Source organism: uncultured Massilia sp. (assembly GCF_913773735.1).
GTDB lineage: Bacteria > Pseudomonadota > Gammaproteobacteria > Burkholderiales > Burkholderiaceae_D > Telluria.
The window spans coordinates 144,854-158,856 of record NZ_CAJYEB010000025.1 but is presented as its reverse complement, the minus strand read 5'-3'; the positions used below and the strand labels follow the sequence as shown (position 1 = coordinate 158,856).

Here is a 14,003-nt window from a genome sequence, read left to right as displayed (position 1 = left end):
GATACGGGCCAGGTCGGCGGGATCAGCGGTGCTGCGCCAGTTCCGGCTTGGCCTGGGGCGCGGCGGGGGCCGGCATCGGCGGCTTGACGGCCAGCGCGGCCTGGCGCGCGGCGCTGCCGTTGGCGCAGAAGCGGTTCTTGCCGGCGCGCTTGGCTTCGTACAGCGCGTAGTCGGCGATGCTGATCAGGTCGACGACGTTCTCGGCATCGTCCGGATACAGGCTGATGCCGATGCTGGTCGACAGCTGCAGGGTCAGGTCGTTGACGAAGAAGGGCTCGGACAATGCCTCGACCAGCTTGGCCGCCGGCCCCTGGGCGTCGCCGAGGCTGTGCACGTCGGCCAGCAGCACGATGAATTCGTCGCCGCCCAGGCGCGCCACCGTGTCTTCCTTGCGCGAGTTCGACAGCAGGCGCTGCGACACCATCTTGAGGATCTCGTCGCCGTAGGCGTGGCCGTAGGTGTCGTTGATCGCCTTGAAGCCGTCCAGGTCGAGGTACATGACCGCGGCCTTGTGGTGGTTGCGGTTGGCGTGCTGCAGCGCGTTCTCGATGCGGTCCTCGAGCAGGCGGCGGTTCGGCAGGCCGGTGAGGGCGTCGTGCAGTGCCAGTTCCTGCTGGGCGCGGCTGTACTGGGCCAGTTCCTTGTACAGCAGGCGCACTTCCAGCATGTTGTGGATGCGCTTGTGCACCTCGAGCAGGTCGAAGGGCTTGCTGATGAAGTCGCGGGCGCCCGCTTCGAGCGCGGCGATCTTGAAGCTCGGCTGCGCCGTCAGCGCCAGCACGGGCAGGTAACCGCCTTGCTCGATTTCCTTCAGTCCCTTCATGACCTGGAAGCCGTTCAGGCCCGGCATCTGCAGGTCGAGCAGGATCAGGTCGTAGTTGTGCTCCCGGTGCAGCGGACACACTTGTTCCGGCAGCATCGTGGAGCTGACGTCGCTGTAGCCCTCCTCGCGCAATATCTCTTCCATCAGTTCGATATTGTCGGGCGAGTCGTCTACGACCAGGATCTTTGCGTTCAGGATGTCTTGTCGGCTGGGCATGCGTAATCTCGTCAAATCAGGGCCGATGATGTTCAATTACCTAACTGAAAATGTTTCTTCTAGTCAGTTTTGTAATTACACATCGTCGCTATTACACCATACCAAAGTCTAACAAATCACTCGGAATTTCTTGTAGGACAGCGCCGCGTGTGTGGGTAGGAGCAGTTTTCAGCCCTGCCGTACACCGCCGCGACCGCCCGTGCCCGCCGCGTCGCGCTGGAACAGCGGCGCCGCCGGACCCACGACGGCGGCCACCGCGGCGATCAGTTCGCTGGGTTCGACCGGCTTCGAGATGTGCGCGGAAAAGCCCGCTTCCAGCGCGCGCAGCCGGTCCTCGGACCGGGCGAACGCGGTCAGCGCGATCGCCGGCACCTGGCCGCCGGCGTCGCGCGGCAGCTGGCGCACCCGGTCGAGCAATTCGAAGCCGTCCACTTCCGGCATGCCCAGGTCGCTGATCAGGAGCTGGGGCGGCGCCGCGCGGAACATCTCGAGCGCCTCGCGCGCGCTGGCGGCGATGCGCACCTGGGCGTTGCAGTCGCCCAGGATGCGCTTGATCAGCTCGCGCGCGTCACGGTCGTCGTCGACCACCAGCACGCTGGCGCCGGACAGGTCGAGCACCGTCATTTCCGGCGTCGGCGGGGCCGGGCGGATCATCGCGGCGCGCGCCGAGCGCGCGGCGGGCGCCGCCTGCTTGGCCAGCGGCAGTTCGATGGTGAAGCTGGCGCCGCAGCCTTCGCCGGCGCTCTCGGCGCGCACGGTGCCGCCATGCTGCTCGATCAACTGCTTGACGATGGCCAGGCCCAGGCCCAGGCCGCCGTGGCGGCGCGTCATCGACGCATCGGCCTGGCGGAAGCGTTCGAACACGTGGGTGATGAATTCGGGGCGGATCCCGGCGCCGTCGTCGCGCACGGTGATGACCACGTTGCCCTCGGTGCGGCCCAGTTCGATCTCGACGCGGCCGTCGCGCGGCGTGAACTTGATCGCGTTCGACAGCAGGTTCCACACCACCTGCTGCAGGCGCGCCGGGTCGCCGGCCACCATGCCGGCATCGGCGGCGTAGCGCTTCTCGATGCGGATGTTCTTGGCGTCGGCGGCCGGGCGCACGGTCTCGATGGCGGCGTCGACGAAGCCGGCCGGGGCGATCGTCTGCATGTCGAGCAGGACCTTGCCCGAGGTGATGCGGCTCATGTCGAGCAGGTCCTCGATGAGCTGGGCCTGGGAGCGCGCGTTGCGCTCGATCGTCTGCAACCCTTTTTGCAGGTCGTTCTGGTCGCGGCTGCCGCGCCGCAGCACCTGGGCCCAGCCGAGGATGGCGGACAGCGGGGTGCGCAGCTCGTGCGACAGCGTGGCCAGGAACTCGTCCTTCATCTGGCTGGTGCGCTCGGCCTCGGCGCGCGCCAGGCGCTCGTTTTCCAGCAGGACCTTGCGTTCCTCGGCGGCGCGCTGGGCTTCCTCGTACAGCCGCACGTTGTCGATCGCCACCGCGGCCTGGGCCGCGATGCCGCGCACGATGCGCTCGGTGCGTTCGCTGAACGCGTTCGGCTGCGGGTGGCCGAAGAACATCGTGCCCAGCAGCTCGCCGGAATGCGCGACCACCGGCACCGCCAGGTAGCTGCGCACCGCCGGGTGACCGGCGGGCAGGCCGAACGGGCCGGCGGCGCTGAAGCGCGGGTCGTGGGTGACGTCGTCCGAGCGCAGCAGCGCCTGGGCGGGGCCGAACAGGCCGGTGGCGCCGTCCTCGCCGAACGCCTCGGTGCCGGCCGGGCTGGCGCCGGATACCGTGTACAGCGAGAACATCTTGCCGTCCGCGCCGGCCCGGCCCGGATAGAAGAAGGCGCCGTGGCGCGCGCCGGCGATGCCGGTGGCGGCGTCGGTGGCGGCCTGCAGCAGCGACGGCAGGTCGCGCGTGGACGCCAGGGTGCTGCCGGTGCTGTTGAGCAGTTCGAGCACGTGCGACTCGTCGCGCAGCGCCTGCTCGGCGCGCTTGACTTCGTCGACGTCGGTATTGGTGCCGAACCAGCGCAGCACGTGGCCGTCGCGGTCGCGCACCGGGTTGACGCGGGTCAGGAACCAGCGGTACTTGCCGTCGGCGCCGCGGATCGGGTATTCCATCTCGAACGGCTTGCCGCTGCGCATGCTGGCTTCCCAGCGGTCGCGCACCAGTGGCAGCACGCTCGGTTCGCAGGTCGATTGCCAGCCCCGGCCGACCACCTGGTCGGGCGTGGTGCCCGTGTACTCGAACCAGCGTTCGTTGAACCAGACGATGGCGCCGTCGGGCTGGGCCATCCACGCCAGCTGCGGGATCGTGTTGGCCAGCGCGCGCAGCACTTCTTCGCTCTGGCGCAGGGTGTCGGCGGCGCTGCGGCGCGCGGTGATGTCCTGAACCACGCCGGTCATCCCCAGCACGCCTTCGCGCCGGCCGGGGTCGGCGTAGTCGGTGCGCCCGACCAGCGTGACCCAGCGGTACTCGCCGCCGGCGGCGGGCACGCGGCATTCCAGTTCGAGGTCGGCGCGGCTGGCGAAGGCCTGCAGCACGGCGCGGCGCACGCCTTCGCGGTCGACCGGTTCGAGCCGGGCGCGCAGCTCGCTCCAGGCCAGCGGCGTCTCGGCCGGCAGGCCGAACATGGCGGCGGCGCGTTCGCCCAGCAGCACCCGGTCGGACGACGCCTCCCAGCGCCAGTCGCCCAGGCCGCCGGCGTCGAGCGCGACCTGCAGGCGCCGGCTGCCCTGGCTCAGCGCCAGCTGGTCGGCCTTGCGCTGGTCGATGTCCTGGAAGTACAGCGTCAGGCCGTCCGGGGACGGATGCGCGCGCACCTCGAACCAGCGCTTGAGCGCCCGATAGAAGAATTCCTGGACGACGGTCGTGGCGCTGCCCATGGCGCGCCGGTAGGCGGCTTCGAGCTGCCCGCCGCGCAGTTCCGGCAGCGCGTCCCAGAGGTCGCGGCCGAGCACGTCCGAGCGCGTCTTGTGCAGCGGCGTGAGCATGTCGAGCGCACGCGCGTTGACGTAGGTGACGCGCCAGTCGTGGTCGATGGCGCAGACGCCGTCGCTCAGGCTGTCGAGCATGTTTTCCATGCGCGCCTGGGCCTGGCGCAGCGCATCGCGCGCCGCCTGCAGTTCGCGCTCGGCGGCGGCGTTCGGCAAGGATGCGTGGTCGAGGCTCACCGGACCCCCGGCGCGTGGACGGATGGGAAGCGCGGCGCGCGCCACGGGAACGCCCGGCCGGCGGCCGGATGGAGGAGTCTGCCGTAAGGCGGGTTCTGGTTCATGGGTCTGGGCTCTGCGCGCGCTCGCCGCGGCGCGGGCGGGAACGCAAGCGCCTTCCCACCCGCGCCGCATGGCGAGGCGTAGGTCGATTCTAGCCCAGCCCGGGCCGTTTGCTGCACACCGTTGACCACGGGATCAGGCCCGGCCTGGCACCTGGCGCGCCACCTTGTCCAACGCATCCTGCAGCTGGTCGAGCTCATAGGGCTTCTGCAGCGACAGGTAGGGGAATTCGACGTGGCGCAGCAGCGTGTCGCCATAGCCCGACGCGAAGATGACCTGGATGGTCGGCGCGTCGGCGACCGCCTTGCGCGCCAGGTCGACGCCGGACATGCCGGGCAGGCTGACGTCGGTGAACAGCACGTCGTAGCGCTGCGCCGCCAGGCGTGCCAGCGCATCGTTCGGATGGCCCACGCCGTCCGCCTCGTGGCCGAAGGCGCGCAGCATCTCGCAGACCAGGTACTGGGAATCGAGGTTGTCCTCGACCACCAGGATGCGCATCGGGCCGGCGCCGGCCTCCGGCAGGCCGCTCGCCATGGCGGCGGCCGGCGCCAGCGCGCACAGCACGCCGGCCACGGCGCCGTCGGCGTCGCGCAGCGGCGTGAAATGCAGGTCGTAGGCCTGGGCGTCGCCGCCGAAGCCCGGCGTGCAGCCCGGCGCGAGCACGGCGTCGCCGCTCCAGGCGCGTTGCAGCGCGTCCGGCGCGGCGGCCAGCGGCGGCGGCATCACGGCGGGCACGCCCCCGCCTGGCACGCGGCCGTACACGGGACCGGCCAGCGCCGCATACGCCTCGTTGAACAGGACCGTCATGTCCCGGCCCCACACCAGCAGTTGCGGACCGGGATTGTTGAACATCAGGTCGGCGGCGAGCCGCAGGGTCGGCGACCACTGGCCGGGAGTGCCGAGCCGGGAAGCGGACCAGTCGTAGGCGCTGGAAGAAGGAGCGGGCTTGCCGGAATCGTGCATATCAATCTGTAAATGGTGTTATCGAAACGAAAAGAGGGGCAATCGTACACCAAAACCGGCAGGGAAGGCGGCACGACTGGCACGACCACGGACGCGACGACGGACGGGAACGCGGCAGTGAGGTGGCGGAATCGGAGTTGCGAGGCTGCAACAGAGGGAGGCGGGGATTTTGCGACGCAACATGGCGCGCCATCGCGGATGGGCCACGCGCGGCGCGGGCAAAAAAAAGCCCGCTACGGGAGCGGGCTGAATCTATCCTTGGAGGAGAATAGAGGAGACAGGTGCATCATGCTGCATCGCAAAAACGAAATCCAATTTAGTTTTGTGATGTCTGTTATCGTTCTTATCAATATGTAGGCGATAACATTGGAATGTCGCGCACGCTTGGTGCAAAAAAGAAAATGTTCTACGATAGCAAAATGTTCCATGACGTTTTGTTGTCGTTCACCATTCGCGACCGTGCGCACCGCGCGCGCCATCTTCCGCGCCCGGCGTTCGCGCACGATAGGCGGGCGTTGGCGTTGCCGGCGGCGCGCGGCTATCATGAACTCGGCGGCCATGGCCGCCACCGCGACCGATCCATTCCGACGGCCGGCGCGCCGCGCGGCGCACCGCCGCTGCCGTCCCGACCAGCCTCCCACTTCACCCCGGCCGATGCATCCTGAACCGAATTTTTCCGTCAACCGTGCGTTGCGCCGGCGTTTCGCCGGCGGCGTGCTGGCGTGCATGGCCGGACTGTGCCTGCCGGCCGGGGCCGGGAGCCTGTCGACCCAGCCGCTGCTCGAGCGCAAGGTCAAGGCCGCCTTCCTGTACAAATTCCTCGGCTATGCCGATTTCCCGCCGCAGGCCTTCGCCGACGACCGCGCGCCGCTGACGATCGGCGTGGTCGGCGCGGACGACCTGGCGGCGGAACTGGCGCGCGTGACGGCGGGGCGCATCATCGGCAACCGCGGGATCGTGGTGCGCCAGTTGCGCGAGGACGACGGCACGGTGCCCGTGCACCTGCTGTTCGTCGGCGCGCGCGATCCCGAACAGGCGGGGCGCATCGTGCGCCAGGCCAGCGGCGCCATGCTGGTGGTCACGGACTGCGAGGACGGCCTGCGCCAGGGCAGTGCGATCAATTTCCGCGTGGTAGGCGAGCGCGTGCGCTTCGACGTCGCGCCGGAAGCCGCGGAACGCAACGGCATCAAGCTCAGTTCGCGCCTGCTGACGGTGGCGAACCGGGTGCACAGGGGAGGGCAGTGATGGGCGTGCGCAGCGGCGGCGGCGGGAGTGTCCGCGGCAAACTGATGCTGATGGCGCTGGCCACGACCTTCGTGGCGTTGCTGGCGGCGGCCAGCGCCATGCTGGCGGTGGACCTGCGCGCGTTCCAGCAGTACTGGAGCGACGACCTGGCCGGCCAGGCCGACATCATGGCGCGCGTGACGGCGCCGGCGCTGGCCTTCGGCGACGCCGACAGCGCGCGCCGCGATCTCGAACTCCTGCGGGCCCGCCCGCAGGTGCAGGCCGCGGCCGTCTATACGAATACCGGCGCGCGCTTCGCCAGTTACACCGCGACGGCCGGGCAGGCGCTGCCCGCGCGCCCCGAACGGGCCGGCGAACGGACCGAGGGCGGCGAAGTGGTGGTGTTCCGCGACGTGGTCGAGAACGGCGAATACCTGGGCACGGTCTACCTGCGCTCGCGCTACGGCCTGTTCGAGCGCCTTGCCAGCTACGGCGCGATCCTGGGCGGGGTGATGCTGGGCGCGCTGCTGATCGCGGGCCTGGTGGCGTCGCGCCTGCAGGCCGCCATCACGCGGCCGCTGGAGGCGGTGACCAACGTCGCGCGCCAGGTGATGCAGCGGCGCGACTTCACCCTGCGCGTGCCGGGCAACGACAGCGGCGAGATCGGCGTGCTGGTGGAAGCCTTCAACGACATGCTGGCCGAGATCGGACGCCGTTCGCAGGCGCTGCAGGAGGCCAACGCCACGCTCGAGCACGAGATGCAGGTGCGCCAGCAGGCCGAGGATGCGTTGATCGTCGCCGACCGCCGCAAGGACGAATTCCTGGCGACGCTGGCGCACGAGCTGCGCAATCCGCTGGCGCCGATCCGCACCGGCCTGGACATCCTGCGCCTGCGCAGCGGCGACGCCCAGGCCACCCAGCGCGCCACCGACATCATGGAACGCCAGCTGCGCCAAATGGTGCGCCTGGTGGACGACCTGCTCGACGTCTCGCGCATCAATACCGGCAAGTTCACGATCAAGACCGGGCGCGTCGAGCTCAAGGCCGTCGTCAACGACGCGCTCGAGGTGGTGCGCCCCTACGTCGAACTGCACGGCCACGAGCTGGTCATCGACCTGCCGGACCGCCCGGTGTTCCTGCACGGCGACGCCACGCGCCTGGCGCAGATCCTGTCCAACCTGCTCAACAACGCCGCCAAGTACACCAACCGCGGCGGGCGCGTGAGCCTGAAGGCGACCGTCGAGGAGCGCACGCTGGTGATGGTGGTGGCCGATACCGGCATCGGCATCGCGCCGGACATGCTCGACACGGTGTTCGAGATGTTCGTCCAGGTCGATTCGACGCTGGAACGGTCGAACGCCGGCCTGGGCGTCGGCCTGTCGCTGGCGCGCAAGCTGGTCGAGCTGCATGGCGGCGCCATCGAGGCGCACAGCGCGGGGCTGGGTCACGGCAGCCAGTTCGTCGTGCGCCTGCCGATCGTCGTCGACCCGGAACTGCCGGCCAAGCCGACCCCGGCGTCGTTCATCACGGCCGAGACCTACCGCATCCTGCTGGCCGACGACAACGTGGACTTCGTCAACAGCATCGGCGCGCTGCTGACCGCGATGGGCCACAGCGTGGTGATCACGCATAACGGTCCGGACGCGCTGGCCGCGGCCAAGCGCTTCTGCCCGGACTACGCCTTCCTCGACATCGGCCTGCCGCAGATGTCCGGCTACGACCTGGCGCGCCATATCCGCGAGCTGTCGTGCTGCACGATGACGGTGATGATCGCGGTGACCGGCTGGGGCCAGGAAAAGGACCGCCAGCTGGCGTTCGAGGCGGGGTTCGACCACCACATGGTCAAGCCGGTGCGCTTCGAGCAGATCGAGGAAATCCTGAACAACCGCAGCCTGATCAAGAAGCTGCGGACCTGAACCGGGTAGGCGTGGGCCCGCGTAGGCGTTGGCGCTTCGCGTCCGGCAGACGCGTGGTCGGCGGCCTTGGGGACGGCGTCGCCGTCTGCTCCTGCGCCAGCTCGACGATGGGGTGGCCGGCCGGCGGCCTGTTCGATGAGGGCGATGCATTCGCCGGGATCCGCGATGGAGGCCAGCCAGCTGCGCAGGCGCACGAGATCCTGCGTACACAGCGGTAACGCTTCGAGCGCGGCAAGCACGTCGTCAAACGCCAGAGCCTGCATTGCTGCCTCCCCATCAGTTACCTCGACAATGGGTGAGACTGCCAGCGCAGCGGATGGTTCGCACAATTAACGCGAACAGCGCCTTCATTTATCATTCGGGCATATCGAATGACAGGAGAATGAATGGAGTCGATCGAAGTCGTCCTGGCGATGCTGCTCGCCGTGGTGGCCAGCGGGTGGATCGGGCGCATGCTGCCCATCGCGGTGCCGCTGCCGCTGATCCAGATCGCGTTCGGCGCGATCATCGAAGGCGTGTTCCGGCACGGCGTCGCGCTCGATCCCGACATCTTCTTCCTGCTGTTCCTGCCGCCGCTGCTGTTCCTGGACGGCTGGCGCATCCCCAAGGTGGGCCTGTTCCACGACAAGGGCACGATCCTCGAGCTGGCCCTGGGCCTGGTCGTGTTCACGGTGCTGGGCGCCGGCTTCCTGCTGCACTGGCTGATCCCGGAGATGCCGCTGGCGGTGGCGTTCGCGCTGGCGGCGATCGTCGCGCCCACCGATCCGGTGGCGGTGTCCTCGATCACCAGCCGCATCCCGGTGCCGCCGCGCCTGATGCACATCATCGAAGGCGAATCGCTGCTCAACGACGCCAGCGGCCTGGTGTGCTTCCGCTTCGCCGTGGCCGCGGCGATGACCGGGCACTTCTCGCTGGCGCAGGCCGGCACCACGTTCCTGTGGGTGGCGCTGGGCGGCGTCGCCGCCGGCGTCGCCGTCACCTGGGCCATCGCGCGCGCGCACGCCCTGCTGCTGCGCCGCTTCGGCGAGGACGACGGCATGCCGATCCTGATCAACCTGCTGACGCCATTCGGCGCCTACCTGGCCGCCGAACACCTGCAGGCGTCGGGCATCCTGGCCGCGGTCGCCGCCGGCATCACGATGAGCTACGTGGAACTGGGCGGCTCGGCCACGCCGACCACGCGCATCCGCCGCAACGTGGTGTGGGACACGCTGCAATTCACGCTGAACGGCGTGATGTTCGTGCTGCTGGGCGAGCAGTTGCCGGACGTCGCGCGCGGCGCCCTGCACCCGGCCGGCGGCACGCCGTACGGCGGCTGGTGGCTGGCCGGCGTGGCGCTGGCGTTCAGCCTGGGCCTGGTGCTGCTGCGCTTCGTCTGGGTCTGGGTCTCGCTGCGCCTGACGCTGCTGAACCGGCGCCGCCTGGGCCACCAGGTCTACCGGCCGCGCATGCGCCTGGTCATGGCCACCTCGTTCGCCGGCGTGCGCGGGGCGCTGACGATGGCCGGCGTGCTGACCCTGCCGCTGACCCTGCCGGACGGCGCGCCGTTCCCGACGCGCCACCTGGCGATCTTCCTGGCCGGCGCCGTGATCCTGGTTTCCCTGGTGCTGGCCAGCGTCATGCTGCCGCGCCTGCTGCGCGGCCTGGTCCTGCCGGACGCCCCGCACGCGATGGACGAGGAAGACCGCGCGCGCCATGCGGCCACGCTGGCCGCGCTGGCCGCCGTCGAACAGGAGGCCCAGCGCCGCACGGCGGGCGCCGAGGGCACGCTGCACGCGGAAGCCGCCGCCCACGTGACCGGCCTGTACCGCCACCGCCTGCGCGAACCCAGGCCGGACGGCTCGCTGCAGGACGCGCACGCGGCCGAGCGGGCCGAGCGCGACTACCGCCTGGCGGGCCTGCGCGCCGAACGCGACACCATCCTGCGCCTGGCCCGGCGCAACGAGATCTCGGACGAGACGGCGCGGCACCTGGTTCGCGAGATCGACCTGGTGGAGGCGCGCTACCGTTGACGTGTCGGCACGCAATGGTGGGCTCGGAGAGCCCACCCTACGACTCCGTCGATTGGACGTAGGGTGGGCACCCCGTGCCCGCCCCCCACCATTTCCACGATCAATGTCGCCGCTCCAACGTTAGTTCCCGTACAGTGCCCCAATGCCATCCGGGTAGACTCGGCACGAGCCAGCCCCGCTCGCCCAAGCACGAGAAACGGATGCCCCCATGACCAGCCAAGCCCGCGCGCCGGCCGACCCGGCCCCTTCCAGCGATGCCCCCGCCGCCGCCAAGGCCGCCGGCCTGCGCTACGTCCACGACGACCGCCCCGGCATCCGCCGCGAGGCCGTCAAGGATGGATTCCGCTACCGCGACGCGCACGGCGCCCTCGTCGAGGACGATGCCACGCTCGGGCGCATCAAGTCGCTCGCGATCCCGCCGGCCTGGACCGACGTCTGGATCTGCCCCCAGGCCAACGGCCACCTGCAGGCAACCGGGCGCGACGCGCGCGGCCGCAAGCAGTACCGCTACCACCCGAAATGGCGCACGGTGCGCGACGAGGTCAAGTACGAACGCATGATCAATTTCGGCCAGGCCCTGCCGCAGATCCGCAAGGAGGTCGAGCGCGCGCTGGCCCTGCCCGGCCTGCCGCGCGAAAAAGTGGTGGCGACCATTGTCTACCTGCTGGAAGCGACCATGATGCGCATCGGCAATGACGAATACGCGCGCGAGAACAAGTCCTATGGCCTGACCACGCTGCGCAACCGCCATGTGAAGATCGACGGCAGCGACGTCGAATTCCGCTTCCGCGGCAAGAGCGGCGTCTACCACGACGTCAAGGTGCACGACCGGCGCCTCGCGCGGATCGTGCGCAGCACGCGCGACCTGCCGGGCCAGGAACTGTTCCAGTACCTGGACGAGGACGGCGAGCGCCACTCGGTCGGCTCGGCCGACGTCAACGACTGGCTGCGCACGGTCACCGGCGAGGAATACACGGCCAAGGACTTCCGCACCTGGTCCGGCACCGTGCTGGCCGCGCTGGCGCTGCGCGAGTTCGAGCAGTTCGATTCCGAGGCCCAGGCCAAGAAGAACGTCGTGCGCGCGATCGAATCGGTGGCCGAGAAGCTCGGCAATACGCCGTCGGTCTGCCGCAAGTGCTACGTGCACCCGGCCGTGCTGGACGCCTACCTGGACGGCACCATGCTCGAGGGCCTGCGCGCCCGCGCCGAGCAGAGCCTGGCGCAGGAGCTGCACGACCTGCAGCCCGAGGAGGCGGCGGTGCTGGGCATGCTGCAGCACAGGCTGGCGCAGGAATCCGCGGCCGTCGCCCGGAAGACGAAGCGGCGCGCCGCCTGACGACCGCGCCGCGGGACGACGCGATCGCGCCGCGCGGCCCGCTTCGAGCCGGAGACGCCGCCGGCCCTGCCGACGCGGTCGGCGCGGCTGGACATGGCTGAGCGCGGCTGGCCGCGGCGATTCACGCCGGCGCGATGTTGTGGTTGAAGCGGAACAGGTTGTCCGGATCGTAGCGCCGCTTCACCTGCGCCAGCCGCGCATGGTTCGCGCCGTAGGCCGCGCCGGTGCGCGCCTGCTCGTCCTGCGTCAGGAAGTTGACGTAGACGCTGCCCGCCGCATGGGGCGCCGCGGCCGCGAAGAACTCGCGCGCCCAGGCCATGCAGCGCGCGTCGTCGGCCGCCTCGGTCCAGCGTCCGTGCACGTTCATCGCGAACAGGATGTCGCGATGCGGATAGGCGGTGGCGTCCGGGGCCGGCGCGTTGGCGCGGCCGCCGATCAGCCCCAGGAAGATCTCGCACTGCGCCGTCGGCGCGGCGGCGGCGTAGCGCAGCACCACGTCGATCGCCGCGTCCGACAAGCGCGTGAAATTGTGCGACTTCCAGTAGTTGCGCGCCCCCGGCGCCAGTAACGGATCGAAAATCTTTTGCCAGGCCACGTAGGGCATCGCGCCGACGTGCTCGCCCAGCAGCCGTCCGACGCCGCACGCCCTGGCGACGACGGGTTCGACGGCCGCCGGCGCCAGCGGGGAGAACACGGCCAGCGCGACGACGTCGGTGCCGTGCACTTCCGGCGCCAGGAACGGCAGTGGCGGCGCCTTGCGCAGCACGGCCCAGATCGCCACCTCGTCGGGCAGCGTGTCGACCAGGTCGCGGTAGCGGCGCAGCACGGCGTTGCCTTCGGCCTGCGGGAACACCAGCAGGCCGGCGGTCACGTCCGGACCGACCGGGTGCAGCGCGAACTCGAAGCCGGTGACGACGCCGAAATTGCCGCCGCCGCCGCGCAGCGCCCAGAACAGGTCCGCTTCCTCGTCCGGCCCGGCGCGGCGGCGCCGGCCGTCGGCCGTGACGACCTCGGCCCCGACGAGGTTGTCGACGGTGAGCCCGTGCATCCGGCTCAGCCAGCCGAAGCCGCCGCCCAGCGCCAGGCCGGCGACGCCGGTGGTGGAATTGATGCCGAGCGGGACGGCCAGGCCGAACGCCTGCGTCTCGTGGTCGACGTCGGCCAGCAGCGCGCCGCCGTCGACCCAGGCCAGGCGCGCGTCCGGATCGACCCGCACCCCGCGCATGCCGGACAGGTCGATCACCAGGCCGTCGTCGCAGACGGCGCTGCCGGCGATGTTGTGGCCGCCGCCGCGCACCGCCAGCGGCAGGCCGTGGCGCCTGGCGAACACCAGCGCGGCCAGCACGTCGGCGGTGCCGGCGCAGCGCGCGATCAGGGCCGGGCGGCGGTCGATCATCGCATTCCATACCCTCCGCGCGTCATCGTAGTCGGCGTCGCCCGGCTGCAGCACCGGCCCGCGCAGCGAGGCCCGCAGGCCGGCGACGACGTCGCTGTTCATCGTGGTCATGAAGCACTCCCCATGGGCTCGCGGCGCACGGGTGGCGATGCGGCGCAGCGCCACCGGCTGCCGTCATTGCAGCATAGGAGGCGGCGCGCGCAGTTCAAGCACGCCCGTCAGAACGCCAGGCGCCCCTCGATCGAATCGTCCAGCGTCTTGCCGATCAGCGCGCCGACGGCGACCTTGGCGCCGGCCACCACGCTGCCGTGCTTGTTGTCCCAGTAGTAGCCGGCCTGCGGCGCGAAGCGGATCACGGTGATGCGCGGGTCGTCCTCCCCTTCGGTGAACCAGGTCTTGAGCAGCGGGTTCCACAATGCCTTGATCATCGTGCGGTCCTGCATGACTTCGGCGCGGCCTTCAAGTTCCAGAAAGCCGGCGTGGGCGCCGACCTGGAAGTACAGCTTCACCGACGGGTTGGCGGCCAGTTCCTGGTTCTTGTGGCTGTCGCTGGCGCTCAGGAACCACAGGTTGCCGGCATCGTCGGCCTGGCGCACGCTCATCGGGCGCACGCCATTGGCGGCGCCGGTGGCGCCTGTGGTGCAAAAGAAACAGGTCTCGGCGTCGTCGACCATGTCCTTGACGCGCTTGACGGCGTCCAGGCCGGACAGGTCGCGGCGGTTCTGCTCGGGTTGGTTGCGGTTGATGGAATCCATGGGTCGTCTCCAGAAAAGGGGCCGGATGGCCGATGCGCCGACTGTAAGCAAACCGGTGCCCGGCTTCTGTGCGCGGCTGAACCCAGCGCCATCAT

The 14,003-nt window shown here is 70.0% G+C and carries 10 protein-coding genes; 5 read left to right on the top strand and 5 right to left on the bottom strand.

The features are described 5' to 3' along the window. Positions 1–22: 22 nt before the first annotated feature. The 3 genes from QZ749_RS13400 to QZ749_RS13390 form a co-directional block, all read right to left on the bottom strand. Positions 23–1,039 (bottom strand): diguanylate cyclase domain-containing protein, encoded by a 1,017-nt coding sequence (locus QZ749_RS13400; protein ID WP_296947653.1) that lies wholly within the window; start codon positions 1,037–1,039, stop codon positions 23–25. 168 nt (positions 1,040–1,207) lie between these two features. Then, positions 1,208–4,204: an ATP-binding protein gene (locus QZ749_RS13395; protein ID WP_296947652.1), complete on the bottom strand. Its 2,997-nt coding sequence runs from the start codon at positions 4,202–4,204 to the stop codon at positions 1,208–1,210. Positions 4,205–4,441: 237 nt separating this feature from the next. Next, positions 4,442–5,269 carry a response regulator gene (locus QZ749_RS13390; protein WP_296947650.1) on the bottom strand — a complete coding sequence of 276 codons (828 nt, stop codon included), beginning with the start codon at positions 5,267–5,269 and terminating at the stop codon, positions 4,442–4,444. A gap of 371 nt (positions 5,270–5,640) precedes the next feature. On the opposite strand from QZ749_RS13390, the gene QZ749_RS13385 reads away from it, so the two are divergent. From QZ749_RS13385 to QZ749_RS13365, 5 genes are all read left to right on the top strand, one after another. Then, a complete protein-coding gene (locus QZ749_RS13385) occupies positions 5,641–5,934 on the top strand; it encodes a hypothetical protein (protein WP_296947648.1) in 294 nt (97 codons plus the stop codon). Beyond that, positions 5,924–6,514 (top strand): YfiR family protein, encoded by a 591-nt coding sequence (locus tag QZ749_RS13380; protein WP_296947646.1) that lies wholly within the window; start codon positions 5,924–5,926, stop codon positions 6,512–6,514. The genes QZ749_RS13385 and QZ749_RS13380 overlap by 11 nt, the downstream gene beginning before the upstream one ends. Then, on the top strand, positions 6,514–8,409 hold the full coding sequence (locus QZ749_RS13375; RefSeq protein ID WP_296947642.1) for an ATP-binding protein: 1,896 nt from the start codon (positions 6,514–6,516) through the stop codon (positions 8,407–8,409). The genes QZ749_RS13380 and QZ749_RS13375 overlap by 1 nt, the downstream gene beginning before the upstream one ends. Before the next feature lie 386 nt (positions 8,410–8,795). Further along, entirely contained in the window at positions 8,796–10,421 is a 1,626-nt protein-coding gene (locus QZ749_RS13370) for a Na+/H+ antiporter (protein WP_296947640.1), read from the top strand. Positions 10,422–10,629: 208 nt separating this feature from the next. Then, complete coding sequence (locus tag QZ749_RS13365; RefSeq protein WP_296947637.1) at positions 10,630–11,757, top strand: DNA topoisomerase IB; 1,128 nt, start codon at positions 10,630–10,632, stop codon at positions 11,755–11,757. A gap of 121 nt (positions 11,758–11,878) precedes the next feature. On the opposite strand, the gene QZ749_RS13360 is transcribed toward QZ749_RS13365, so the two are convergent. After that, positions 11,879–13,264: an FAD-binding oxidoreductase gene (locus tag QZ749_RS13360; RefSeq protein ID WP_296947635.1), complete on the bottom strand. Its 1,386-nt coding sequence runs from the start codon at positions 13,262–13,264 to the stop codon at positions 11,879–11,881. Between the two features lie 107 nt (positions 13,265–13,371). Next, positions 13,372–13,908 (bottom strand): pyridoxamine 5'-phosphate oxidase family protein, encoded by a 537-nt coding sequence (locus tag QZ749_RS13355; RefSeq protein ID WP_296947632.1) that lies wholly within the window; start codon positions 13,906–13,908, stop codon positions 13,372–13,374. Between the last annotated feature and the right edge of the window lie 95 nt (positions 13,909–14,003).

Excerpts from the sequence above, each read along its gene's own strand:
- QZ749_RS13400 (WP_296947653.1), bottom strand. The coding sequence starts at position 1,039 with ATGCCCAGCCGACAAGACATCCTGAACGCAAAGATCCTGGTCGTAGAC.
- QZ749_RS13390 (WP_296947650.1), bottom strand. The coding sequence starts at position 5,269 with ATGCACGATTCCGGCAAGCCCGCTCCTTCTTCCAGCGCCTACGACTGG.
- QZ749_RS13385 (WP_296947648.1), top strand. The coding sequence starts at position 5,641 with ATGTCGCGCACGCTTGGTGCAAAAAAGAAAATGTTCTACGATAGCAAA.
- QZ749_RS13380 (WP_296947646.1), top strand. The coding sequence starts at position 5,924 with ATGCATCCTGAACCGAATTTTTCCGTCAACCGTGCGTTGCGCCGGCGT.
- QZ749_RS13375 (WP_296947642.1), top strand. The coding sequence starts at position 6,514 with ATGGGCGTGCGCAGCGGCGGCGGCGGGAGTGTCCGCGGCAAACTGATG.
- QZ749_RS13370 (WP_296947640.1), top strand. The coding sequence starts at position 8,796 with ATGGAGTCGATCGAAGTCGTCCTGGCGATGCTGCTCGCCGTGGTGGCC.
- QZ749_RS13365 (WP_296947637.1), top strand. The coding sequence starts at position 10,630 with ATGACCAGCCAAGCCCGCGCGCCGGCCGACCCGGCCCCTTCCAGCGAT.
- QZ749_RS13360 (WP_296947635.1), bottom strand. The coding sequence starts at position 13,264 with ATGACCACGATGAACAGCGACGTCGTCGCCGGCCTGCGGGCCTCGCTG.
- QZ749_RS13355 (WP_296947632.1), bottom strand. The coding sequence starts at position 13,908 with ATGGATTCCATCAACCGCAACCAACCCGAGCAGAACCGCCGCGACCTG.